Raw genomic sequence first — 23037 nt, 5'->3', positions numbered from 1 at the left:
ATGATCAAAAAACAATCAATTCGACGAGTATTTCTTACGTTTTCGCCACCCGGACCCCACTCCGGTGGCCATTTCCCGCATTACAGGCGCACCTCTCCTGCATTCGTCAGTAAATGTCGGCGCGCCATCCACAGGTTCGACAGAGCGAACAGTGTCACCAGTTGCGCCGTGTTTTTGGCCAAGCCGCGAAAGCGCACCTTGGTGTAACCGAACTGGCGCTTGATTACCCGGAACGGATGCTCGACCTTGGCGCGCACCTGAGCCTTGGCCTTTTCAATCTTGCGCTTGGCTTTGTACAGCACGCTGCGCTTATCGAGTTTTTTGTAGGTGCTGCGGCGTGCCGCCACCTGCCAGATAACTTCACGTCCTTCATGCTCGGGCCGCTTTTCGACACCGGTGTAGCCTGCATCGGCGCAGACCACGTTTTCGTCGCCATGCAGCAATTTGTCCACCTGGGTGACATCCGCCACATTGGCCGCCGTGCCCACTACGCTGTGCACCAGACCCGATTCGTCATCGGCGCCGATGTGGGCCTTCATGCCGAAATAATACTGGTTTCCCTTCTTGGTCTGGTGCATTTCCGGGTCGCGCTTGCCGTCCTTGTTCTTGGTCGAACTGGGCGCATTGATCAGCGTTGCATCGACGATGGTGCCCTGGCGCAGCGACAGGCCGCGGTCGCCCAGATAGCCATTGATGACAGCGAGGATGCCGGCCGCCAGCTCGTGTTTCTCCAGCAAGCGGCGGAAGTTGAGAATGGTGGTTTCGTCGGGGATGCGCTCCAGGTTCAGCCCGGCAAACTGGCGCAGGATCGTGGTTTCGTACAGCGCTTCCTCCATCGCTGGATCGCTGTAGCCGAACCAGTTCTGCAGCAGATGCACACGCAGCATCGCCATCAACGGGTAGGCCGGACGGCCACCTTCACCCTTCGGATAATGTGGCTCGATCAAAGCAATCAAGCCCTTCCACGGCACCACCCGATCCATCTCGATCAGGAACAACTCCTTGCGGGTTTGCTTGCGCTTGCCAGCGTACTCGGCGTCGGCGAAGGTCATCTGCTTCATCGGGAAACTCGGTGGGTGGGGTCGCGGTATTTTGCCAAATCAGAAAGTCTTTTTCAGAGTTTCCCTAATGGCTTCTCTGCCCGCGACACATGGATAACATTGTTGATCGATACAGCGGATGAAATGACTGTTGAGTGCGTAGTCACGATCACCTGCATTCCCCTTGCCTCTGCAACGCTTTCGAGATGCCGTAGCAGCCGAATTTGCAGTTGGGGATGTAGGTGAGCCTCAGGCTCCTCGATCAAAAGCAGCCGCAGGTAGGTCTTCTCGCCTCGATCGTCATCGGCTTCCAGAGTCAGTTCCGCCAGGATCGACGCGATGTAGAGCAGATTGTTGTAGCCAAGGCTGTTTTCCTCCAGAGATCGAAACTGCGCCGCTTCGGCTTGGGTCAGGTCCGGAAAGAACAGCAGCCGTAAACCTTCCACAATCTTTGAAAAATTCACCTCCGAAAACTGAATCACAGTACTTTGTGAAAGCTGTTGCCCTAAGGCTTTTTTCAGGCTTTCCACGATCCGTTCGTTGGCAAGTTTGATGGCAGAATCTTCGCTCTCAGCCAGTTGCTGGTTGAAGTCGCCCACGCGTTTTTCCAGGGGATGCATCTCACCGGCCTTTCGGCTTTGCTCAAGTTCTTTGCGGCAAAGAGCCTTCAGCAGACGAGCAAGGCGCGACTGCCTTCCATCACGCAGTTTCACCTCGGCGTCCCGCAGGGGGGGAAGATAAACGCAGTGGATAAGGTCAAGGGTCTCCACTTCTAGATTCTTGGTGCGTTCTGGCCCTCCCCACATCTCGTGCCGAAACCGCCCCCGTGACTCCCGATTGGTCGCAGCAAACGTTAGCTTCGCCTCTGGCTCCCGGCCACACCAATCGATAAACGCCGTCTGCTCATCTCCTTGAAGGTCACTGAAGGTGGCCTCGATCCGTATCGACTCCGCCGGCACCGCGCCAGGCTCAAACCCACGATAGAAATCACGCTCATGGATTAATCGCTTACCGGATTCAGAGTCGTTGAAGAGCTGACGAATGGCGCTGACGATACCCGTTTTTCCAGCTCCGTTTTCACCTACCAGCACATTCAGCCCGTCATGCAGCTCAACGGAAAAATCACGCTCAAAGCACTTGAAACCATCGATGGCCAACGTCTTCAGGTACATAGAAATCCTTTCGTCACGAGGAGGGAAAAAGGGAGCACCGCAACGTCGATGTAGGCCGAAGTTCTGGCCTACGCGACTAGAGCCTTATGAGCAGGGGAGGCCGTTAGCGTTTTCCTTCCACGTAGTCTTGGAGGCTCACTGGTTTCTCTCCCGCATTTCTAAGGAAACTCTGAAAAAGACTTTCTGATTTGGCAAAATACCGCGACCCCACCCACCGAGTTTCCCGATGAAGCAGATGACCTTCGCCGACGCCGAGTACGCTGGCAAGCGCAAGCAAACCCGCAAGGAGTTGTTCCTGATCGAGATGGATCGGGTGGTGCCGTGGAAGGGCTTGATTGCTTTGATCGAGCCACATTATCCGAAGGGTGAAGGTGGCCGTCCGGCCTACCCGTTGATGGCGATGCTGCGTGTGCATCTGCTGCAGAACTGGTTCGGCTACAGCGATCCAGCGATGGAGGAAGCGCTGTACGAAACCACGATCCTGCGCCAGTTTGCCGGGCTGAACCTGGAGCGCATCCCCGACGAAACCACCATTCTCAACTTCCGCCGCTTGCTGGAGAAACACGAGCTGGCGGCCGGCATCCTCGCTGTCATCAATGGCTATCTGGGCGACCGCGGCCTGTCGCTGCGCCAGGGCACCATCGTCGATGCAACGCTGATCAATGCGCCCAGTTCGACCAAGAACAAGGACGGCAAGCGCGACCCGGAAATGCACCAGACCAAGAAGGGAAACCAGTATTATTTCGGCATGAAGGCCCACATCGGCGCCGATGACGAATCGGGTCTGGTGCACAGCGTAGTGGGCACGGCGGCCAATGTGGCGGATGTCACCCAGGTGGACAAATTGCTGCATGGCGACGAAAACGTGGTCTGCGCCGATGCAGGCTACACCGGTGTCGAAAAGCGGCCCGAGCATGAAGGACGTGAAGTTATCTGGCAGGTGGCGGCACGCCGCAGCACCTACAAAAAACTCGATAAGCGCAGCGTGCTGTACAAAGCCAAGCGCAAGATTGAAAAGGCCAAGGCTCAGGTGCGCGCCAAGGTCGAGCATCCGTTCCGGGTAATCAAGCGCCAGTTCGGTTACACCAAGGTGCGCTTTCGCGGCTTGGCCAAAAACACGGCGCAACTGGTGACACTGTTCGCTCTGTCGAACCTGTGGATGGCGCGCCGACATTTACTGACGAATGCAGGAGAGGTGCGCCTGTAATGCGGGAAATGGCCACCGGAGTGGGGTCCGGGTGGCGAAAACGTAAGAAATACTCGTCGAATTGATTGTTTTTTGATCATTTGGCGAGTTTAAAAGTTGCGCTAGGTGGTATGCCGGGGAAATACATGGCTACTTCAGACCATCCCTAAAGGGATTGGAGTAGTACCAACAGTAGTCTTCCGCCTTGGAGCTCTTTTCGGGCCGCCAGAGGAACTGGACATCGTGTTTCTTAAGAATCTCGAACGTGGGCTCGTCAGGGTAAGGATTTCCGATCTTCCCGTGGAAGAAGAGTTGATATAGAAGGAACCAGCACTGATCGAGCTCGTAAAGGCCTCCGTTCGCAATCACCTTCTGTGCATAGGCAACAGCCGCTTCCTCGCCAGCTTCAAAACTACTAAGTAACGCGATAGCGGAAGTGTCCAGCGTCTCTATCACTCGCCCAACATTCTCTGCCGTGGGCTGAGCACTTAGTTGCCTAAGGTAATAAAGGGCCCAGCACATACCATCAGAACGTCGATGTGTCGCGTTGACTTCCAGAATGCTGTTTAGCTTTTGGACTACGGATTCTTTCTCGTAGTAATCGGAGGTGGCATCGATCTTCTCAAGTAGTGGCAAAAGAATTGGGTAATGCCAGCTTAGGTTCAGGACATACTGAAATATCGTAGCGGCTGTGTCGCCTTGGGCCCTACCGCAAATAAGACCTGCTGCAAGCTTCAAGACACTGCCGTCAGGCTCCGCCCTGTTCAAATGGACGGCAAAGTCCAAGAAATTTATCGCGTCGTGTGTGTACAGAGATAGAGTCCCGTTGGGCTCCATCTTCCACGGTATGGCGTTATTTAGCTTCGTAACCCAAGAGTCTACTAATGGTTCTGGCAGCTCGGTAATCTTGGTTTTGCTGAGATTGAGCGTTAAGCGGTACTGAGACAGCGCGATGTTAAGGGCTCGGATGAATTCCTGGGCTTCGATGTGCGTCGCGCAATAGGCTGTGTAGTCGTCGATGTAGCGCACAAAACGAAAGTTAGCGGCCAGTTCCTTATCGACCGCAGCAAGGATGATCTCCACGGCGATGCTAGACGTACCGGGGCCAACAGGAAGGCCTGTAGTCTCTTTGCGCTTTGCATTTCGAAGCACGGTGTCTAGCTTGGAACTCCAATGCCTCGGAGCAGCTTTGTCTTGAAGTTTCTTCTTAGCTTCGTCGTATCCCTGAATTGCCCACTCCAATGAGTGCGTGTAAATGGAGCCGAAGCAGTTGGCGACGTCAGCATGGGCTCTAAAGGCTGCACCGAAACTGATGTCTAAGGTGTTCTTTGTTTTGGTCTCATGATCCTCATAATTCATGATGAATATTCGTCCATCATTATGCTGTTCGGCAGTGATGGCGCTATTATCGTCTTCCATGAGCTCAAGTATTTCCTCTCTGTAGGCATTCAGAGTGGTTAATATTTTCGAGTACGCAAGGGGGTGGATGAGGCTTAGCATTCTGGGGACGTTGTTAAATCGAGTTGCCTTGTACTCAACTAGATCAAACTGGAGTGCTTTTCGCTCGTCACTCAACCTTATTTGGGATAGCTCTTCAGCGACTTCAGGAGTAAATCGGCTAGTTGAAAAGCAGGGCGGCAGTTCAGTGGAGGAGTCTTTCTGGTTTGGGAAATAGTTCCAGCGAGTCAGGGCCTCTAAGAAGTGTCTTTCTGGGCCTAGGTGCGTGGCGATACTTAATGCGGGGCTGGTAAATTCTCTCACGGGCTTCATGCCTCCTAGAGGCTCGCGTACTAAATAAAAAAGCTGCAAAACTTTATACGCTTGCGCGTCCGTCAGCTGTGAGGTCATCAATTCTTGCTGTACAGCAGTGCTGCCTACATGAGTGCTGCAGCAGTTTGCCATCAAGCGAAACGCCACTCTAGGGCGGTCTGCGCCTTGCGGCTGCAGATCGATTGGAGTAACTCGATATCCCCTCCTCTTGCACTTGAGATTATGGCCAAGCCGCCAGCGAGCTTGGTGCGGGCGAGGGCGATGCCGAGTAAAAAGTGGGCGTCCGCTTTTGGCCCAGAGTGTGTAAAAACGCCCGGACAAACCCTTGCTATGATTTCTGAGAATCTCGTCGCAAGGGAAACCCATGAAACGGTTTATCCAGGGTGAACACCGGGGTCAAAGTACCTTACTTCCCGAAAGCCTCGACGATTACGTCAGCGATACCAATCCGGTGCGTGTGGTCGATGTTTTCGTCGATGAACTCGACTTGGCCAAGCTAGGTTTTGATGGTGTCATTCCAGCCGAAACCGGCAGGCCTGCCTACCACCCTGCGATCCTGCTGAAAATCTATATCTACGGCTACCTAAACCGCATCCAATCCAGCCGACGTCTTGAGCGAGAAACCCAGCGCAATGTCGAGCTGATGTGGTTAACCGGGCGCTTGATGCCCGATTTCAAGACCATCGCCAACTTCCGAAAAGACAACAGCAAAGCTATTCGTGGCGTCTGCCGACAGTTCGTTTTGCTCTGCCAGCAGCTGGGGTTGTTTAGCGAAAACCTGGTCGCCATCGATGGCAGCAAATTCAAGGCGGTGAACAACCGCGACCGCAACTTCACCAGCGCCAAACTGAAGCGGCGAATGGAAGAAATTGAGGCAAGCATAAGCCGTTATTTGGCCGCGCTCGATGCAGCTGATCGGCATATTCCTAGCGCCTCGGAGCCAGACACCGCAAGCCTGGAAGAGAAAATCGCCAAGCTCAAAGCGCAGATGAAAGAGTTTCAGGGGATAGAAGTTCAGCTCAACGAATCGCCAGATAAACAGGTTTCGCTGACCGACCCGGATGCCCGTTCGATGATGACGCGCGGCAGCGGGATCGTCGGCTACAACGTACAGACGGCGGTCGATACGCAGCACCATTTGATCGTTGCTCACGAGGTCACCAACAGCGGTTCAGACCGTGACCAACTCAGCTCAATGGCGAAGCAAGCTCGGGAAGCCATCGGCTCAGAAACGCTGTCCGTAGTGGCTGACCGAGGCTATTTCAAAGGCGAGGAAATCCTGGCCTGTCACGACGCAAACATCACCGCCTACGTGCCGAAGCCGATGACCTCCAGTGCTAAGGCAGAAGGTCGATTCAACAAAGATGCCTTCGTGTATGACGCGACGAAAAATGAATACACCTGCCCGGCGGGAGAGGCACTGACCTGGCGATTTTCCAGCGTTGAGAAAGGCATGAATATGCACTGTTACTGGAGTTCTAAGTGCCAGAGTTGCGCGCTGAAAACCCAGTGCACACCAAGCACAAATCGTCGAGTAAGGCGCTGGGAGCATGAAGCTGTGCTGGAGGAAATGCAGCGTCGGTTGAACCAAGCGCCAGAGATGATGCGGGTTCGAAAACGGACTGTTGAGCATCCCTTCGGGACGCTCAAACAATGGATGGGCGCAACGCACTTCCTGACCCGAAAGCTGAACGGGGTGAGTGCGGAGATGAGCTTGAATGTGCTCGCCTACAACTTGAAACGGGTGATAAAAATCATCGGTACCGAAGGCTTGTTGAAGGCGATGGTGGCGTAAAAGCCACTGCTTTTACTGCTCCAAGAGGTGCCAAAGCGTTTCATAAACGCTCTGATGCGTTATCGAAGCTGATCGTGGCAAATGCTCGGGAAAACGCTTCGCTCAGGAGCGCTGCGCTGAGGAACCCAGGGTACGTAAATGTTTTTACACACTCTGGGCCGACTCCAGCCCGTTGCGCCGTTGGTTACGCAGCTGCAAAGCGGCCATTCGACTCGAAAAAATCTCAACCACACATAACTGCAATGACATCACCACCAAAGAGGTTCGTCCTATGTCATTGCAGTGCCCTCGTTGTCACTCCCCCAAAGTTGCGTCATTCCATCAAGCCATGAAAGTCGGCGCAGCCATCGGCACCGTAGGCGGTGTTGCGCGTGGCGTCAGCGCTGCACTGGCTGGCGGCCAAGCAGGTGCGCTGATTGGCACCATCGCAGGGCCTTTCGGCATCACACTCGGCTATGTATCAGGTGCCATCCTCGGTGGCCTAGCCGGCGGGGTTGGTGGTTGCGCGCTTGGCGCACAGCTGGGCGATACGCTCGACCGTCACGTATTGGCCCACAACCTCTGCTTGCTCTGCGGTCATCGCTTCAACCTGCCGACCTGATCTGGCCGCACCACACCTTTTTCTATCCATATCGTCCGGACGGTGCTGCGCTGGGCGCGGCGCTTTATGCCGGCCTGCACCCAAAGGAATCTCAACCATGGCTCATCTCGTCGAAACTATGGCCTACGCTGGCGCTACACCGTGGCACGGCCTGGGCAATCAACTCACGCAAAAACAACCTATCGAAGTCTGGCAACGCGAAGCCGGTATGGACTGGCAGATCCAGGAAAGCCCCGTGCATTTCAAATCGGATGCCATCGGCCACCTGGGCGCTATTCACTCGTTCCCTGAGCAGAAAGTGCTGTTTCGCTCGGACACCAAGGCACCGTTGTCGGTGGTCTCCAACCGCTATCACACCGTGCAGCCACGCGAGGTGCTGGAGTTCTACCGCGATCTGACTGAGGTCTCTGGCTACGAGCTGGAAACCGCTGGCGTGCTTAAAGGCGGACGCAAGTTCTGGGCGCTGGCTCGTACAGGTCAAGGTGCTGCGATTAAGGGTAACGACCAGGTGAACGGCTACCTGCTACTAGCTACATCCTGCGACGGCACCCTGGCCACCACAGCAACGCCGACCACCGTACGCGTGGTATGCAACAACACCCTGACCATAGCCCTGGATGGCACCAGCCGCGCTATCAAGGTGCCGCACAACACGCGCTTTGATCCGAACGCTGTAAAGAAACAACTCGGCATAGCCGTTTCGCAATGGGACGACTTTATGTACCGCATGCGTGCGCTGGCCGAGCGCAAGGTGCAGTGGCATGAGGCGCTGGGCTTCTTTATGAACGTGCTGTGCGAGACCAATCCGACCGGTGCACTGCCGGAGGTGCTTCCCAACGAGCGCGCACTGCGCAAAGTCCAGGAACTGTACGAGGGTCGTGGTCGTGGCAGTCAACTCGACTCAGCACGCGGCACCGCCTGGGGATTGCTCAACTCCGTGACCGAGTTTGTCGATCACGAACGCCGGGCACGCAGCAACGAGTACCGCATGGACTCGGCCTGGTTCGGCCAGGGCGCGCAGATCAAGCAACGTGCCCTGGACACCGCTCTACAGCTGGTCGCCTGACCGCTTACTTACCCACCCCATAACGCCCGATCAGCCTAGTTGCTGATCGGGCGGTCCTATTTCCGCAAGGTGAACGCTATGACAGCTACTCCGTTGAGCAGCACCAGCAAGCCGCGCCCGGCGCTGCGCTTGATCAGTACCAAGGAACTACCGCGTGAAGATTGGTTGGCGGTGCGCAAGCAAGGCATTGGCAGTTCTGATGCTGGCGCGGCCGTTGGACTAAATCCCTATAAATCGCAGCTCGAACTATGGATGGAGAAAACCGGGCGTGACACTACATTGCCCAAGGCAGATCCGCACGATGAAGAAAGTCCGATGTACTGGGGCAATGTGCTGGAACCGGTCGTGGCCTGGCATTACAGCAAACGGACGAAGAACAAGGTGCGGCGCATTAACGCCGTGCTGCAGCACCCCGATCCTGAACTGCCCTGGATGCTGGCCAACATCGACCGCGAGGTGATCGGGGCTGACGATGTGCAGATTCTTGAATGCAAGACCGCAGGCATAAACGGCGCACGCCTTTGGAAAGAAGGCGTGCCTGAGTATGTGGAACTGCAAGTAATGCATCAGCTCGCCGTCACCGGCAAGCAGGCGGCAGATGTGGCGGTGTTGTTGGGCGGTCAGACGCTGGAGATTCACCGTATCGAACGCGACGAGCAGATGATTGCTCGCCTGATCGAGCTGGAGCGTAAGTTCTGGCACTACGTGGAGACCGACACGCCCCCACCTGCTGATGGATCAGCCTCGGCTGATATGGCTCTGCGTGCACTCTATCCGGAGGACAACGGCCAGACCGTCGACTTCAGTGGCCGTGCGGGTTTGGCAGCGGCCTACCTTGAGCTCAAGGCGGTGCGCCAATCCATCAGCGAGAAGGAAACGCGAGAAGCCCAGCTCAAGCAGATGCTGCAGCAGGCCATGGGTGATGCCACCCGCGCGGAGTTCAGTCACGGCTTTATCAGCTGGAAGAAAGCCAAGGGCAGCAACGTGCTCGATGTTGAAACCATGCTGAAGGATAAGCCCTACCTGCAGGTTCGCTACACCAAGCTGCAGGTAGGCAGCCGACGTTTCCTGATCGGCTGACGCCCCCAATCTCAACCATTCCCTCCCTTGGCCAGTCCATGCAGTTAACGCTGCGTGGCTGGCCTTTTTTCGTTTGCAGGAGAACACCCATGCTCAAAGGTCTGGCTATCACCCCGCCGGTACTCGGGCGGATTTCTATCGGTAAGGTCGTCGAGAAGAACGGCAAACGCCTGCCGAAAAAGGATGATCAATTCACCATCACTTCACAGGTGCAAGGTAAGGACGGCTGGCTGTTGCATCCGCTTAATGATGAGCTGCGTAAAAGTCAGGAAGACAAGCTGCGCAGCATCCCGGTGCGTCTGCTGTTCAACGAACCGGAGCTGAATTTCCGCGCCGACTACACGCTGTTCGATCGCCAATCCGGACGACCGCTATGCGTGGGCAATGGCGAGACCTGCAAGCGCGTCACTCAAGACGGCATGCAATCACTGCCGTGTCCGTCGCCGGATGCCTGCCCGCTGGCCAAAGGCGGTGCCTGTAAGCCTTACGGCCGGCTGAATGTGCTGATCGGTGATGACGATCCGCTGGGTAGCTTTGTGTTCCGTACCACCGGTTTCAACAGCATCCGCACCCTGGCCGCACGCCTGCATTACTTCCAGGCTATTTCTGGCAATCGGCTGGCTTGCCTGCCGTTGGAATTGCGTCTGCGTGGTAAATCCACCCGGCAAAGCCATGGCACGCCAATCTTCTACGTCGATCTCACCGTGCGTACCGGCATGGACATGGCCGAGTCGCTGCAGGCTGCTAATGAACTGGACATTCAACGGCAAGGGACGGGCTTCGATCAGGCTGCACTGGATGAGGCGGCGCGACGTGGCTTTGGCAACGGCGCATTCGAGGACAGCGAGGAGGATGCCGGTGCCGTGATCGAAGAGTTTTATTCGAGCGCGGAAGCCACTACTGCCAAGGTCCAGGGTGAAGTGCTGCAACCAGCTACCAAGTCACTTGCGGGCAAGCTGGAAGTGCTCGCCTCATCAGCCAACTGACCACTACCCCCGATTGAGCCTATCGGCCAGTCGGGCTCTTTCGGAGAGCCGTCATGGCCCTGCTTCGATTTCTGCTGTGTCTGTTCATCTTCATCGGCGCACTGGCTGCGGCTGGAGTTCTAGTGCTGAGCATTCTGCTGATGCTGCGTTTTCCACCGCTGCTGATCGCCGTAGTCCTGGCCTGTTGGAGCTTGAGCCGCCTGCTCAAGCTGCTACACACGCTCCGCTCAAATCCCCCCACGTCAGATTCCGCGTCGCAGCGGTGACTCATAAACCTTCATAAGCGGCCTGCCAGGGCGTGGCCGCATTCACTCATCTGGAGAATGAACCATGCTCAGACAGTGTTTGATCTGCGAGTCCAGAGCCGTCCTGACGCAGGAGGCAGCCATGGGCATTGCCCTGTTGGTCGGTCTAGCAAATGGCGCGCTACACGGAGCTCAAAATGCGCAGCAGGATGGGCAAGACCGTCTTGGATACAGCGCGCTACTGAACGGACTGGCAGCCATCAGCCCAACCTACCCAACAGCGCTGCGTGTTGCTGAAGATGTGGCCAAGTATCACTTCGCCGGGTTCGACTGCATCTGCCTGCGATGCGGGGCTCTGTTTAATGAGGATGCTGAGGAAGCGACCGAGCAAGCACCTCGGCAGCCATGAAATGACGACTCAATCGCGCGCAAGCCGACCGACAAGACGCTCCACTACATCGATTACGAGTGCGCGGTCATCCGCGTTCAACGTGGACAGCAATTCGTAGAGCCTGCGCGCCTGATCCTCAGGGCGTGAACTCCCCTCGGTCAACAAGTCGGCTGCGTCGCAGTTAAAGATCGCTGCCAGCTCCACTAAACGCTCGACGTTGGGCATCACGATCCCACGCTCAATGCGCGACACCGCTTCACTGCCAACCTCAAGCTTCTCGGCAACCTGCTCCTGGCTCAGGTCACAGCGAACACGCTGTCGAGCAATCGCCTGGCCAACGAGTGTCGCTAACTGCTTCGAATCGATTTTTGGCATTCCGCCCTCCAAGTCAACCTAAATGGTCGAACACCACCCTGTTGACATGAAGGACTTCACGGGCCGAGACTCACCCCTAAAGGTTGCCATCCAACTTAATATCGCAAATACACTACCCACGCGGGGAGCCTAGAAAGCCATGAGTGTCGTCACCGGATTAAACGAAACGCAGATTGAACGGTTGCTGAAGAACAGAGCCTCCTTCGAGGTCGTCGGCCTCAGAGGCAATTTCATGGCGGGGGTCAAGCTGGTAGAAACAAAGATCGAAGCCTTGGGCATGAAGTGCCGGGTCAAGAGCGACGTGAAAAGTGCGGTGGCGCAAGGAGGAGCGCTGGGTGCCGCATTCAGCGTCATGTCAGCACCTGCGACTCTGGCCGTGGCAACACTCGGTATAGCCGCAGGACTGGGCCATACACTGGCCACCTACAACCCTGACTACGAAATCCTCAAGGATTACGTGAATCAGCGGCTCCGTGTCATTTACAAGAAATAGCACAGTGCTTGCCTTCAATCCGCCTAGGGATTGGGCCGCAATCAACGAAAAGGAAGAGTTCAGCCCATGAAAACCCTCATCGCGTTCACCGCGCTGCTGTTCGGCATATCGGCCAACGCCATGGCCTATGACGCATTCAAAGCCGCGCGTTACGATCGGCCCGGCTATGCGTTTCCTAATGAGCTTTCGCCTGAAGGGCTCCCCGCAGCCATCCCTTGTATCGTCAATGATGGCTACAACGGGAAACGTGGTATTGAATGCCGTTGGCTGTCCATGCCCCGCTATCTCTACTGGTTCGACCAAACCACTCAACAGCAAGTCCGCTCGTGGAACAAACTAACCGGCAACTGTACTCGCGGTGTTTGCCGTGCAGGTGGGGATCAGGTAGGCAGTTATCCCAGCGAAGTTGAGGTACTAGAGATCTCTGTTTGGTACTACGTCGGTGAAAGCTCTGATGGACGTACGGTCGCATACCTGACGAACACCGGACCGGGCTTCGATGGCAAGAAGGTGTCGTATTCCGAAGCTGGTCAGCTAATGCATCAGTTCTGGCTGAATGCGGGCATGAGTGACGCCGACATCGCTTATGAAATGGACTTCCGCTACCAGGGAGGTATGAAACAGTTCCTGAGCGACACTCAATCCACAAGCAGCTCTGCTCAGAAAGCCTCCATCTCGGGAGACATCAAAGAAGCTTGGTGCAACCCGCGAATGGATGATGACTGCTCTATCAATGGCCAAAAGGTGCCCGTGGCTGAACTGGGCAAGTATCTGCCAGCGTTAGACCCCAGCGAGGTCGAAGCCAGTGGCGGCACATGCGAATATCCGATTTGCTATGACGCGGACTATAAACCGGTCGGTATTCGCCGTTAAAACATATTGGCACAGCAGCTATACAAAAAGAGGGAGGCTTAAGCCTCCCTCTTTGCTACTCACATTTTTCTTTTGGTCATACCTGCCGTGGCATTGACTGTATAAGCCGGTCATCCCCTGATAGCAGTCTTGATCTCATTACTTGAACTCAGAATTACGACAACATGAAGCCGGTGCGCTATCTATCCACAAATGTAATGTGGCTGGGCATACACAATCTACCAATGCGCCGTGATACATAACGCTCCGGCTCAGCGGCGGCGCACCAGCGCCGTTCTCTGCAACAGATTGTTTGCGGATCATATGACCTTGACGATCGCCGGCGGACTCCATGTGCCTTTGCCAGGCGGCAGGATGGAAGGCGCTTCCGTCTTCGGCCAATACAGGCGCATCACGAGGTAGATCAGATCATCCGGTGCGGGCAGCCAGTTGCTTTCCTTGTCCGCACCGGGCGAGTCCTTCTGGATGTAGAGGGTCAGCGAACCATCGCTGTTTTTCTGCATCCCAGGGAGCATCGGCGAGTTGATGAGGTAGCGATCGATCGGATTCTTGATCAGCAATTGGGTCTTGCCGTCGTACATGGTCACCGACCAGAAGGCATTGACCGGAGGAAGCTGACCGGCTGGGAAGGTGAGCGTGTAGTTGTGCTTGCTGGCGTCGAGCGGCTCTCCATCGACCAGGGTCTTGGCCAGCGGATACGTGGCTTCATCGGCATCGTTGGCGTAGATACCCGCTTGCGCGACGGCAGCACGCTTCAGCCAGTCGCCCTTGTAAAAGGCGCTGTCGCCGCCAGCACCGACAACGTTCCAGCCGTTGAACTTGGTGCCGAGATTCTGGACCCCTTCCGCGACCTTCGCATGCCCAGCCTGCATGCCCTGAACCACCGCGGCCCTTTGCTCGGCCGACAGAGCCTGGAAGTTGAAGCTCTTGTCGGCACCGATGCCGATACGGGCCAGCTTGGCGCGGATCGCCACTTCATCCGGCGTGGCCGGGTCGAACTGCATGGCAAAGTGGAGGTATTGGAAGAAGCCGGTCTTCACAAGGTCCTTGTCGATCTTCGGGAAGTCGATCACCGGTGCGGCAGGCGGCGCAGGTTGCTTGAGGTACGCTGACAGCGGCTGCGCCTTGTAGCCGGACTGGATCTTCTCGACGTTTGGCATATCCGCCGGTTTGAAGAGCTGGGTGCGATAGATCGCGAAGGGGAGTTGCGTGCCGGAACGAAACACCTTCTTGACTCCCGGAGGGGTCGCGCCCTGCCAATCGGGACCGGCCACCAGGTAATCGCCGGCTTCATTGCCGGTGGCGCGGCTGCCGATGTAACCGAAGTTGTAGGTGTTGCCGTCGATGAGTTGCACCGAGTAGTAACGTTCTTTGTTAACCGCCGGTACCGATAGCACGATCGGCTCAGCGCGCAGATCCATGAACAGCATGGAATACGGCGTGTCGCTGTTCGGCGTAACGACGGCGGTGTCCTTATAGGTAGCGACATGGTGCAGGCTGTGAATCTGGTTGAACGGCGCCTTGAACTGACCGGAGTTCTTGTCCACGGCATAGTCGTACATGACTGCGTAGTTCATCACGATGGGCAGGCCGTATATGTAGCCCTCCTCGGCGATCTGTTTTGCTTCCTGTACGGAAAGCGTACCGGCAGTCTGGGCGTGAAGCTGCATTGGCGACAGAATTAAGAGCAATGCAAGCGCCGACATGCTCGATTTGAGTCTTGTGGGCCATGTCATCATGATGTAATTCCATTTCTGAGTTGTATTGAATACTGCGCGAGAAGCTCGGGTGACCGCTGGATTGACGGCTACTGGAGTACCGCCTGCATGTCGCTGGTCATGCCCTTGATGGCAGCTTTGAAGTCATTGGCAGTGATCGGCTGGCTGGAGTTTTTGAGGTGCTCGCCAAAGACCTTGCGCACGGCTTTGGCGACCGGCATCCCGGTACCGGTGTCGATAAGATCGGCCTCAATGTACAGCTCGGTATTTTGGTCACGATGACCTGTGGCCGCCTGAGTCGCACCAAGCACGGCAGCAACCGGCACCACTTCGTACCATTTCATGCCTTCGTTGGAGGCGCTCACACCGGTAATCGCCGCACGCAGAACCAGCGCACGCTCGCCGTCGCGAACGTCCTGGGTACTCGTCACGACCCGATAATTCTGCGACAACGCCTCTTTGGCGCTATTGCTCGTATAGGCCTGCAGCTCCTGCAATATCTTCAGGTCGACGCGTTCATTCGGCTTTGGCCGCGGATACAGCTCGAGGCGCTCGAAGACCACAGTCGAATAGTTCGACGCTTTGAATCCTGGAGCCTCCCAACGTAGCACCTTCACCCCGCTTGGCGAGGTGGTTTCCTGCAAGCCCCCATAGTTGGGCAGGAAGCCGGAGTACTGTTCTTTCTCGGTAATCTTCGAAACGCACCCGGTCAATAGCAAACCGCTCAGTGCAACACCTACCATCCATTTATGAGACTGGTTCATGTAACGATACTCCTTGCATTGAAGTGCTACTAAGTGACTTGTGTTCAGAAGCGCCAGGTCATGTTGCCGGTCAGAGCTTGAATCCAGGCATTGCTGAACTCGCCTGACACACGTTCGCCTGACAAGGGCTTTTGCTGATCGACAGGCATGTCGCCCATCCAGACTGCGACCCAGCTGAAGTTCAGGTCTGTCGCTTGGTCGAGTGAATAGGTGAAACCGGTCGCAAAGCGCCAGGCGGTCCCCATCGGAACAGTCAGGGTCCGATTGCCATCGGATACGGCCGAGGTGTCGTAGGCAACACCGAAGTTCCAAAGCAAATCAGGGTTCATTTGGTATTGCGCCCCTAACGCCAACTGATAGGTGTCGTCGTAATGCGCATCGATGCTGGTTGACCGGGAACCCGCCGCGGACGTATCCACCTCCAGGCCGATATCGCCGAATTGCGACCAGTCCTGCCAATTGACCGAGGCCAGCAACGCCCATTGCAGATCCAGTTGCTGGTACACGCTGAGCGTAGCTGTTTGCGGCACATTCAGATCAAGCTTGGTTTTGAAACCATCGAGCCGACTTACCAAGGGGCTGTTGGCCTTCACATCCAAACGGTCTTCGAAGTCCAGACTGACCTGACTGGTATAAGCCAGACCGATACGGGTGCCTGCCTGTGGCGCATAAATCACCCCCACATTGGCCCCGTACCCCCAGGTGCCATCCTTGAACTTGTATTGACCATCGGCGCGATCCGTCAGACCCAAAGGCGACTGATCGATCGCAGCTTCGGACTCCAGCATGCCGTACATGGCCTTCAACCCGACACCCACGGACCACTGCTCGTTGAAGCGGTACGCCACGCTGGGCACCAATGACAAGCCTGCAATGCTCGCGCTTTGCACGAAATAACGCCCGGACCAATCGTCGTCGTAGTTTTCCGCGAGGCCGAAATCACCATAGGAACCGAAACCAACGGACCACCGCTCATCCAACTGGCGACTGATAAAGAAACTGCCACCGGGTATGGGATCGAGCACATTGCCGCTGCCGGAACCCGATGTGGTGGTTGCCGAGTCCCGGTTGAACGTCAGGTCGCCGAAAAGAATCTGGGCACCGGCGCTAATTTGAGTGCCGGCCAGATAGCTCATACCCGCAGGGTTGCTGGCGATAGTCGACGGACCTTGCGCTCGGGCGGCTGAACCGGCATTGGCCAGACCAGTATTGTCGGTGCCGATTTCGTAGAGCATCAGCCCGCCCGCTAATACTTGGCCAGGCAGCACCAGGAGAGACGCCGACAAGGCCGTATAAAGACGTGAGTTCATCTCGCGTTATCCTTAACTAAAGTGGGTGCTTTCGAGCACCAGCACCGCTCTCCCGACTTCAGAGCCATGGAGCTGTCGCCCCCCAAACGAGTCGGGATGACAGACTTGCTGGCGGGCAAGTTACTCCGACTCTACGGCATCCTCCTGAAATACAGCTTGCAATTTCGGACAGCCTGGCAAAAAACTATGGTATGGAAGCAATCCAAGAATAGGCCAAGGAAGGTAAGGCAGCCCAATGCGATCTAAAAGTGCTACCCATTCAGTGGCGCAGTGTGAGATCGCCACCTCTGTCAGAGACACGAACACGGCAGCCGTCTCGCTTGAGCCGCCGGATCAAAGTCCCCTGCATTCCCCTTTGATACTCAGCAACCCTGGTGAGATGCCTACCGGCCCGGTAAAAAGCCTCCCGCGAGTCATCACCGCACTGGGCGGCAACCCGCAACGCGTATTCAGGGCTGCCGGCATAGACTTGGATACATTCGTCAATGACTACGACCAGCGCCTCGGCTACGACGAAACCATCCGCCTGCTCAACACCGCCATTCGACATACGCAATGCTCCAGCCTCGGAATTCTGCTGGGACGACACTTCAGCCTAAAAGACCTGGGGCCGATCGGCCGGCTTATGCTTTCCGCCGGCACGGTGGAAGAGGCCTTGCACGATCTGGTCACGCACTCAAAGTAGCATGACCGCGGCGGCGCGCCATTGCTGCTCCCCTTGACTGGCCAACTCCGCCTGCTTGGTTATGTGATGCACCAGCACGATCAGGCCGACCCGAGGTCACTCATCGATGCATTGGTCATGATTGGTTTCCAGACTTTCCGGGAGTTACTGGGCCCCAACTGGACGCCCGTCCGAGTGCAACTGGCCTACCACAAGCCCACCAACTCCGCGGCCTATAGCCGAATATTCCGTTGCCCGGTGCAGTTCAATGCGAATATTTCCGGCCTGGTAGTCAGCACCCAAAAACTGGGCCAGAAATTGAGAACAGCAACCCCCCGCCTACATCAACTGCTCCATGAGGCCATCACGACGACCACAGCCAGCCTGACTACTTCGGAGCTAATCAAGTACCAGCTTCACTCCATGTTGCTTGCGGGCGAGGCCAAAGCCGAGCTGATTGCCAGCCGAATGGGGCTGCACATACGCACCCTGCACCGTCGACTCGATGCCGAAGGCACTCATCTGCAACGACTGGTTAGCGAGTCCCGAAAGAGCCTTGCCCTGCAGCTACTTACGAACACAGACCTGTCCGTTTCATCTATTGCCTACTCGTTGCAGTATCAAGATCCGAACGCATTTTCCCGTGCGTTTAAGAGCTGGACCGGATGTTCGCCGCAACACTGGAGAAACACATCCTTTAGTTAGCTCCGCTCAACGATCAGGCGATGTTTGGTTGCAGGTGCAATCCTTCTGCTTAATAGGTCAAGGGGCAACCATCATCTCGAATGGTAATGCCGACGCGGCCAAGAACCTGCATGGCGCTGACTTCAATCGACTGGTAGTGAACAGCACCAATGAAGGCGGCTGGCTTTTCGTCGGCCCGGATCACAGATTAGGCCAGACGATAAGAGTGCTTCGTCGCACAGCCAAGCACAGCCTATGGGCTGTGCTTGGCCATTCCCATGGAGCCCGTTAATTTTCCGGTGCCTTATGTTGCTGTCTGCGATAGACCGCCGGACTACAGCCGGACCAGCGTTGAAAGGCATGGATAAATGCGGCTGATTCGGCATAGCCCAATTTCCCCGCAATAGTTTCTACCGATAGTTGGCTGTTCTCGAGTAGCTGCCGTGCGCGATTGAAACGCAACTCGTCCAGAATGCGTCGAAACGACGTCCCCAGGCTGCGCAGCTCATGGCGCAAAGTCCGTTCGGGAAATCCCAGAATCGCGGCCACCTCTGCAGCTGTAGGAAAGCCTTCAGTGAACAGAGCTAGGTGCGCGCACACCTGTTCAGCCAGGTTACTGCTGGCCTGCTCCTGTTTTTGCTGTTGCAACAATTGATCGCATTGCTGACGGTAAAGGGCTTTGGCAGTCGGATCGCCACTGGGTAGGTGCCACTGCAAGTGTTCGTTGTGCATCCAGAAACGCCCTTTGGTCGCGGCAAAGTTCACTGGGCAGCCATAGAACTGTTCATAGAGCTGGGCTTGCGCGGGTTTGGGGTAAGGAATGTCGACCTGAATGACATACAGGTCTTTGTGCAGACTGGTCTGAATGTCGCGTATGAACTTGTAGGTGCCGGCCATCTGGAGGTCGATCATCAGTCGCCGTGCCGGCTCTGCCAGCTTGAGCGGTGTCAGGGTCAGAGCACTGGTTTTTTCACCGGGATGAAAACCGAGCTCACTGAACAGATAGGTCAGTTGCTGATAACGCAACCCGCAGTGCATAACCTCAAAGACGGTATCGCAGCTCAACATAAGCAAGCCCAGAGAGCCGTAGCCGGCAAAGCCAACGCCATTGCCCATGCTCAGGCCTATGCTTGGTTCTTCCAGTTCTTCGGCCAACTCGCAGAGTAGGCGCAGTTCCAGATTGCGATCAATACGGGCATCGGGGGCTAGGTGCTCCAGGTTCAGACCATAGCGCTGCAGCAAGGGCGAGACATCCAAGCCCTGCTTATGCAGGCTCTTGATGATGTAGATAAGTCCGAGGATGGGATGACTGGCCATATTGGTTTTATTAGCTTGCCGAAATTATCAATTTATTCTCAACCCTAGCATATCCTCCGCAAATACAGGTTCCTAGACTGGCCGCGTTAAGTTCTCCTCCCGTCCAGGAATGCCTATGAACAGCTCAGCGCAAGCCGGTACCGGTGCCAGCAAAATTATCGATGTTGTCATCATTGGCTCAGGCTTTGGTGGCCTGGGCATGGCCATCAAGTTGCGCGAGACAGGCAATGAAAACTTTGTCGTGCTGGAAAAGGCCGACGAAGTAGGTGGCACCTGGCGGGAAAACAGCTATCCAGGTGCAGCCTGCGATGTGCAATCGCATTTGTATTCGTTCTCCTTTGCACCGAAGCACGACTGGAGCAAACGTTATGCCGGCTGGCAGGAAATCCAGCAGTACATCCTGGATACAACAGAAAAGTTCGGCATCCGTTCATTCGTACGCTTCAACCGTGAAGTCTGCGGTATGCACTTCGATCAGACCCAGGGGCTGTGGGCAGTCGACACCGTGGCAGGTGAGCAGTTTGTCGCCCGCCATGTGGTAATGGCTTCCGGCCCCCTTCATGTCCCGTCAATCCCTGCGCTGCCAGGACAAGAAAACTTCAAGGGTAGGATCTTCCACTCAGCGCAGTGGGACCATGATTACGACCTGGCAGGCAAGCATGTGCTGTCGATTGGCACGGGCGGCAGCGCTATCCAGTACGCTCCGGAAATTGCGCCTAAAGTGGCCAAATTACACATCCTGCAACGCACCCCTGCCTGGCTGATCCCACGTGATGAGCGGGCTTATGCCGGTTGGGAAAAACGCTTGTTTGCAAGCCTGCCTTTCACCCGATCGCTACACCGTGCACGGTTGTACTGGAGCAATGAAGCGCGCGTCTGGCCGCTGTTCGCCCCCCGGGTTGCTGCGGTTGTACAGAAGCTGGCCAAACTGTTTATCACGACCAAGGTGCGCGATCCGCAACTAGCCCGCCAACTGACGCCGGACTACACCTTTGGCTGCAAGCGTCTGCTGATTTCCAACAAATGGTTGCCGATGTTCAATCGCGACAATGTCGAGCTAGTCAGCGTGGGTATCCAAGAACTGCGCGAACACTCGGTTCTGCTACGCGACGGGCGTGAGCTGCAGGCTGATTGCATCATCCTCGGGACCGGTTTCGTTACTGACCCCCGGATCTACATGAAGAACTTTCCCTGCAAAGGCTTGCCCGGCCACGACCTGATGCAGGACTGGAAAAGCAATGCCGAAGCCTATTACGGCACCACCGTGACCGGTTTTCCAAACTTCTACCAACTGGTCGGTCCAAACACCGGCCTCGGACACAACTCGATCATTTTCATGATTGAAGCCCAGGTGCATTACGTCCTGCAGTGCATCAAACGCCTACAGGAAAAGGGTGCCGATTATCTGGATGTGAAGCCGCAAGTACAGCGTGAGTTCAACGAGAAACTGCAGACCAAGTTCGCCGGCACCGTGTGGTCATCCGGCTGCTCTAGCTGGTACCAGCAAGCCGACGGTAAAAACATCCTGCTCTGGCCAGGGTCCACCTGGCGCTTCTGGCTGAAAACTCGACGCGTGCGCGATGAGGATTATGTATTCGTCACATGTGCCAGTCAGCCGAAACAGGTCGAGGCGCTGAGCGAAGCTTCGAGTGCTGCCTGAAAACAACCTTTTAGATGTTTGCCATGACCAGCCAAAAGTCGACGTGTTACCTACACCAAGCAAGCGCTGATTGTGTGACTGCAATTCTTGTCCGCCCATTGTTCTTACCCACAGCCCACTTATTGGTTCGTCTGGGTGTGCTGCAGCAGATTTATCGAGGAAAACTTGCTCATGCATGAGTTCGATTACGTGATTGTGGGTGGTGGTTCAGCTGGTTGCGTGCTAGCCGCGCGCTTGAGCGAGGACCCGGCAATCAGCGTTTGCCTGCTCGAAGCTGGCGGTACGGGTAATAGTCAAATCGTCAACGTTCCCATGGGCATGGTAGCGATGATGCCGACCAGGCTGAACAACTGGTCCTTGCAGACCGTTGCTCAACCTGGTCTGAACGGTCGGGTCGGTTATCAGCCACGCGGCAAAATGCTGGGTGGCTCTAGCGGCCTCAACGCCATGGTTTACATCCGTGGGCACCGCTGGGACTACGACCACTGGGCCGAACTCGGCAACCTTGGCTGGTCCTATGATGAGGTGCTGCCGTATTTCATTCGCTCGGAAAACAATGAAACCCTGCGGGATCATTTTCATGGTCAGGGCGGCCCGCTCAACGTTGCTGAACTACGCACCGACAACCCCTTTCAGCAACACTATCTGGATGCCGCCAAGCAAGCCGGTTTCGCCCTAACTCGCGATTTCAATGGCGAGCAACAGGAAGGGGTCGGCATCTATCAGGCCACGCAGAAAAACGGTGAACGTTGCAGCGCCGCGCGCGCCTACCTGCACCCGCAAATTCATCGCGCAAACCTCAGTGTGATCACAGCTGCTTCGGCACGCCGCGTGCTGTTCGCCGAAAAACGCGCGATAGGTGTCGAGTACAGCAAAGGCGGTCAGATACGCCAGGTACACGCCCGTTGTGAAGTGCTGCTCAGTGCGGGAGCTTTCCAATCTCCACAGCTGCTGATGCTTTCTGGCGTCGGCGACAGCGCACAGTTGCGCCAAGTAGGTATCGAGCCATTGCACCATCTTCCAGGTGTCGGGCAGAACCTGCAGGATCACCCGGATTTTGTCTTTATTTATAAGGCTAAAAGCCACAGCCTATTCGGCCTGTCATTACTCGGCAGCCTGCGTATGCTCAAAGAGTTCTGGCGCTACCTGACTGGCCGCCGCGGCATGCTGACGAGCAACGTCGCCGAAGGGGGTGCCTTTCTCAAAACTGACTCAGCACTGCCCGCACCCGACGTGCAACTGCACTTTGCCACCGCACTGGTGGAAAACCATGCCCGCACCATTCGTTTGGGCCACGGCTACTCTTGCCACGTCTGTCTGTTGCGACCAAAAAGCCGCGGTAGCGTGAAATTGCGCAGCGCCAACCCGGATGATACGCCGCTCATTGACCCGAATTTTTTCGGCGAGTCGGAAGACCTCGAAACTATGGTCAAAGGTTTCAAATTGACCCGTCAGATCATGAATGCTCCGGCCCTGGCCGAACGACGTGTTGCCGAACTGCATACCGAGAATGTGCACAGCGACGAGCAAATCCGTCAGATTCTGCGCGAACGTAGCGATACGGTTTACCACCCTGTCGGCACTTGCATGATGGGCCAAGGCCCGTTGGCAGTGGTCGATGCCGAGCTACGCGTGCACGGCCTGCAAGGCTTGCGTGTGGTCGATGCCTCGGTCATGCCAACCCTGATCGGCGGCAATACCAACGCACCGTCGATGATGATCGGCGAGAAGGCAGCGGATCTTATCCGCACGTCTTACACAGCCGCGTATTCACGCACCAGTATTTCGCAGTCACTGGCTTAGTCGAAGCCGACTAAGCCCCATCAATTTTTCACCAGGAGCACCGT

20 protein-coding genes and 2 pseudogenes are annotated in these 23037 nt (G+C 56.1%); 14 read left to right on the top strand and 8 right to left on the bottom strand.

Annotated elements, in window-relative coordinates; translation table 11 throughout:
* Positions 1-80: 80 nt before the first annotated feature.
* Both ACSQ17_RS08180 and ACSQ17_RS08175 read right to left on the bottom strand, forming a co-directional pair.
* The gene (locus tag ACSQ17_RS08180; RefSeq protein ID WP_010466230.1) at positions 81-1061 is read right to left on the bottom strand and encodes an IS5-like element IS1384 family transposase; all 981 of its coding nucleotides are present in this window, start codon (positions 1059-1061) and stop codon (positions 81-83) included.
* Between the two features lie 68 nt (positions 1062-1129).
* Positions 1130-2212: pseudogene (locus tag ACSQ17_RS08175) on the bottom strand (ATP-dependent nuclease); the annotation flags it as partial.
* 226 nt (positions 2213-2438) lie between these two features.
* On the opposite strand from ACSQ17_RS08175, the gene ACSQ17_RS08170 reads away from it, so the two are divergent.
* The gene (locus ACSQ17_RS08170; protein ID WP_010466230.1) at positions 2439-3419 is read left to right on the top strand and encodes an IS5-like element IS1384 family transposase; all 981 of its coding nucleotides are present in this window, start codon (positions 2439-2441) and stop codon (positions 3417-3419) included.
* A gap of 129 nt (positions 3420-3548) precedes the next feature.
* Here ACSQ17_RS08170 and drt4 read toward each other — a convergent pair whose 3' ends face one another.
* Positions 3549-5159 (bottom strand): antiviral reverse transcriptase Drt4, encoded by a 1611-nt coding sequence (gene drt4 / locus ACSQ17_RS08165; RefSeq protein WP_436068213.1) that lies wholly within the window; start codon positions 5157-5159, stop codon positions 3549-3551.
* Between the two features lie 373 nt (positions 5160-5532).
* Between drt4 and ACSQ17_RS08160 the strand changes: the two genes are divergently transcribed.
* The 7 genes from ACSQ17_RS08160 to ACSQ17_RS08130 all read left to right on the top strand — a co-directional run bounded on the left by ACSQ17_RS08160 (position 5533) and on the right by ACSQ17_RS08130 (position 11350).
* Positions 5533-6963: an IS1182 family transposase gene (locus tag ACSQ17_RS08160; RefSeq protein ID WP_436068212.1), complete on the top strand. Its 1431-nt coding sequence runs from the start codon at positions 5533-5535 to the stop codon at positions 6961-6963.
* Between the two features lie 328 nt (positions 6964-7291).
* Positions 7292-7564: a hypothetical protein gene (locus ACSQ17_RS08155; protein WP_436068211.1), complete on the top strand. Its 273-nt coding sequence runs from the start codon at positions 7292-7294 to the stop codon at positions 7562-7564.
* Between the two features lie 97 nt (positions 7565-7661).
* On the top strand, positions 7662-8630 hold the full coding sequence (locus tag ACSQ17_RS08150) for a DUF932 domain-containing protein (protein ID WP_436068210.1): 969 nt from the start codon (positions 7662-7664) through the stop codon (positions 8628-8630).
* A 78-nt stretch (positions 8631-8708) separates the two neighbouring features.
* Entirely contained in the window at positions 8709-9710 is a 1002-nt protein-coding gene (locus ACSQ17_RS08145; RefSeq protein WP_436068209.1) for a YqaJ viral recombinase family protein, read from the top strand.
* A gap of 89 nt (positions 9711-9799) precedes the next feature.
* Positions 9800-10696: a recombination directionality factor gene (locus ACSQ17_RS08140; RefSeq protein WP_436068208.1), complete on the top strand. Its 897-nt coding sequence runs from the start codon at positions 9800-9802 to the stop codon at positions 10694-10696.
* A gap of 53 nt (positions 10697-10749) precedes the next feature.
* On the top strand, positions 10750-10962 hold the full coding sequence (locus ACSQ17_RS08135) for a hypothetical protein (RefSeq protein ID WP_436068207.1): 213 nt from the start codon (positions 10750-10752) through the stop codon (positions 10960-10962).
* A gap of 121 nt (positions 10963-11083) precedes the next feature.
* Positions 11084-11350 carry a hypothetical protein gene (locus ACSQ17_RS08130; RefSeq protein ID WP_436068206.1) on the top strand — a complete coding sequence of 89 codons (267 nt, stop codon included), beginning with the start codon at positions 11084-11086 and terminating at the stop codon, positions 11348-11350.
* 9 nt (positions 11351-11359) lie between these two features.
* On the opposite strand, the gene ACSQ17_RS08125 is transcribed toward ACSQ17_RS08130, so the two are convergent.
* Entirely contained in the window at positions 11360-11707 is a 348-nt protein-coding gene (locus ACSQ17_RS08125) for a helix-turn-helix domain-containing protein (protein WP_436068205.1), read from the bottom strand.
* A gap of 139 nt (positions 11708-11846) precedes the next feature.
* On the opposite strand from ACSQ17_RS08125, the gene ACSQ17_RS08120 reads away from it, so the two are divergent.
* Together ACSQ17_RS08120 and ACSQ17_RS08115 are read left to right on the top strand one after the other, a co-directional pair.
* Positions 11847-12200 (top strand): hypothetical protein, encoded by a 354-nt coding sequence (locus ACSQ17_RS08120; protein WP_436068204.1) that lies wholly within the window; start codon positions 11847-11849, stop codon positions 12198-12200.
* A gap of 66 nt (positions 12201-12266) precedes the next feature.
* Positions 12267-13073, top strand: a complete 807-nt coding sequence (locus ACSQ17_RS08115; protein ID WP_436068203.1) for a hypothetical protein — start codon at positions 12267-12269, stop codon at positions 13071-13073.
* A gap of 299 nt (positions 13074-13372) precedes the next feature.
* Here the strand turns inward: ACSQ17_RS08115 and ACSQ17_RS08110 are convergent, their stop codons facing one another.
* From ACSQ17_RS08110 to ACSQ17_RS08100, 3 genes are all read right to left on the bottom strand, one after another.
* A complete protein-coding gene (locus ACSQ17_RS08110; protein WP_436070448.1) occupies positions 13373-14743 on the bottom strand; it encodes a DUF1254 domain-containing protein in 1371 nt (456 codons plus the stop codon).
* A 137-nt stretch (positions 14744-14880) separates the two neighbouring features.
* The gene (locus tag ACSQ17_RS08105; RefSeq protein WP_436068202.1) at positions 14881-15555 is read right to left on the bottom strand and encodes a DUF3313 domain-containing protein; all 675 of its coding nucleotides are present in this window, start codon (positions 15553-15555) and stop codon (positions 14881-14883) included.
* Between the two features lie 44 nt (positions 15556-15599).
* Positions 15600-16865 carry an OmpP1/FadL family transporter gene (locus ACSQ17_RS08100; protein ID WP_436068201.1) on the bottom strand — a complete coding sequence of 422 codons (1266 nt, stop codon included), beginning with the start codon at positions 16863-16865 and terminating at the stop codon, positions 15600-15602.
* Positions 16866-17100: 235 nt separating this feature from the next.
* Here ACSQ17_RS08100 and ACSQ17_RS08095 point away from each other — a divergent pair.
* A pseudogene (locus ACSQ17_RS08095) lies at positions 17101-17835 on the top strand (AraC family transcriptional regulator); the annotation flags it as partial.
* 117 nt (positions 17836-17952) lie between these two features.
* On the top strand, positions 17953-18234 hold the full coding sequence (locus tag ACSQ17_RS08090) for a helix-turn-helix transcriptional regulator (protein ID WP_436070447.1): 282 nt from the start codon (positions 17953-17955) through the stop codon (positions 18232-18234).
* A gap of 267 nt (positions 18235-18501) precedes the next feature.
* On the opposite strand, the gene ACSQ17_RS08085 is transcribed toward ACSQ17_RS08090, so the two are convergent.
* The gene (locus ACSQ17_RS08085; RefSeq protein WP_296277288.1) at positions 18502-19530 is read right to left on the bottom strand and encodes an AraC family transcriptional regulator; all 1029 of its coding nucleotides are present in this window, start codon (positions 19528-19530) and stop codon (positions 18502-18504) included.
* A gap of 115 nt (positions 19531-19645) precedes the next feature.
* Between ACSQ17_RS08085 and ACSQ17_RS08080 the strand changes: the two genes are divergently transcribed.
* Both ACSQ17_RS08080 and ACSQ17_RS08075 read left to right on the top strand, forming a co-directional pair.
* A complete protein-coding gene (locus tag ACSQ17_RS08080; protein WP_296277289.1) occupies positions 19646-21190 on the top strand; it encodes a flavin-containing monooxygenase in 1545 nt (514 codons plus the stop codon).
* A 171-nt stretch (positions 21191-21361) separates the two neighbouring features.
* A complete protein-coding gene (locus ACSQ17_RS08075) occupies positions 21362-22993 on the top strand; it encodes a GMC family oxidoreductase (RefSeq protein WP_296277290.1) in 1632 nt (543 codons plus the stop codon).
* The last annotated feature ends 44 nt before the right edge of the window (positions 22994-23037 follow it).

This window comes from Pseudomonas sp. LjRoot71 (assembly GCF_964253255.1).
Classification (GTDB): domain Bacteria; phylum Pseudomonadota; class Gammaproteobacteria; order Pseudomonadales; family Pseudomonadaceae; genus Aquipseudomonas.
The sequence above is the reverse complement of the archived record's forward strand: the minus strand, read 5'-3'. Positions and strand labels throughout refer to the sequence as shown.

Excerpts from the sequence above, each read along its gene's own strand:
- ACSQ17_RS08180 (WP_010466230.1), bottom strand. The coding sequence starts at position 1,061 with ATGAAGCAGATGACCTTCGCCGACGCCGAGTACGCTGGCAAGCGCAAG.
- ACSQ17_RS08170 (WP_010466230.1), top strand. The coding sequence starts at position 2,439 with ATGAAGCAGATGACCTTCGCCGACGCCGAGTACGCTGGCAAGCGCAAG.
- ACSQ17_RS08160 (WP_436068212.1), top strand. The coding sequence starts at position 5,533 with ATGAAACGGTTTATCCAGGGTGAACACCGGGGTCAAAGTACCTTACTT.
- ACSQ17_RS08155 (WP_436068211.1), top strand. The coding sequence starts at position 7,292 with ATGAAAGTCGGCGCAGCCATCGGCACCGTAGGCGGTGTTGCGCGTGGC.
- ACSQ17_RS08150 (WP_436068210.1), top strand. The coding sequence starts at position 7,662 with ATGGCTCATCTCGTCGAAACTATGGCCTACGCTGGCGCTACACCGTGG.
- ACSQ17_RS08145 (WP_436068209.1), top strand. The coding sequence starts at position 8,709 with ATGACAGCTACTCCGTTGAGCAGCACCAGCAAGCCGCGCCCGGCGCTG.
- ACSQ17_RS08140 (WP_436068208.1), top strand. The coding sequence starts at position 9,800 with ATGCTCAAAGGTCTGGCTATCACCCCGCCGGTACTCGGGCGGATTTCT.
- ACSQ17_RS08135 (WP_436068207.1), top strand. The coding sequence starts at position 10,750 with ATGGCCCTGCTTCGATTTCTGCTGTGTCTGTTCATCTTCATCGGCGCA.
- ACSQ17_RS08130 (WP_436068206.1), top strand. The coding sequence starts at position 11,084 with ATGGGCATTGCCCTGTTGGTCGGTCTAGCAAATGGCGCGCTACACGGA.
- ACSQ17_RS08125 (WP_436068205.1), bottom strand. The coding sequence starts at position 11,707 with ATGCCAAAAATCGATTCGAAGCAGTTAGCGACACTCGTTGGCCAGGCG.
- ACSQ17_RS08120 (WP_436068204.1), top strand. The coding sequence starts at position 11,847 with ATGAGTGTCGTCACCGGATTAAACGAAACGCAGATTGAACGGTTGCTG.
- ACSQ17_RS08115 (WP_436068203.1), top strand. The coding sequence starts at position 12,267 with ATGAAAACCCTCATCGCGTTCACCGCGCTGCTGTTCGGCATATCGGCC.
- ACSQ17_RS08110 (WP_436070448.1), bottom strand. The coding sequence starts at position 14,743 with ATGCAGCTTCACGCCCAGACTGCCGGTACGCTTTCCGTACAGGAAGCA.
- ACSQ17_RS08105 (WP_436068202.1), bottom strand. The coding sequence starts at position 15,555 with ATGAACCAGTCTCATAAATGGATGGTAGGTGTTGCACTGAGCGGTTTG.
- ACSQ17_RS08100 (WP_436068201.1), bottom strand. The coding sequence starts at position 16,865 with ATGAACTCACGTCTTTATACGGCCTTGTCGGCGTCTCTCCTGGTGCTG.
- ACSQ17_RS08090 (WP_436070447.1), top strand. The coding sequence starts at position 17,953 with ATGTTGCTTGCGGGCGAGGCCAAAGCCGAGCTGATTGCCAGCCGAATG.
- ACSQ17_RS08085 (WP_296277288.1), bottom strand. The coding sequence starts at position 19,530 with ATGGCCAGTCATCCCATCCTCGGACTTATCTACATCATCAAGAGCCTG.
- ACSQ17_RS08080 (WP_296277289.1), top strand. The coding sequence starts at position 19,646 with ATGAACAGCTCAGCGCAAGCCGGTACCGGTGCCAGCAAAATTATCGAT.
- ACSQ17_RS08075 (WP_296277290.1), top strand. The coding sequence starts at position 21,362 with ATGCATGAGTTCGATTACGTGATTGTGGGTGGTGGTTCAGCTGGTTGC.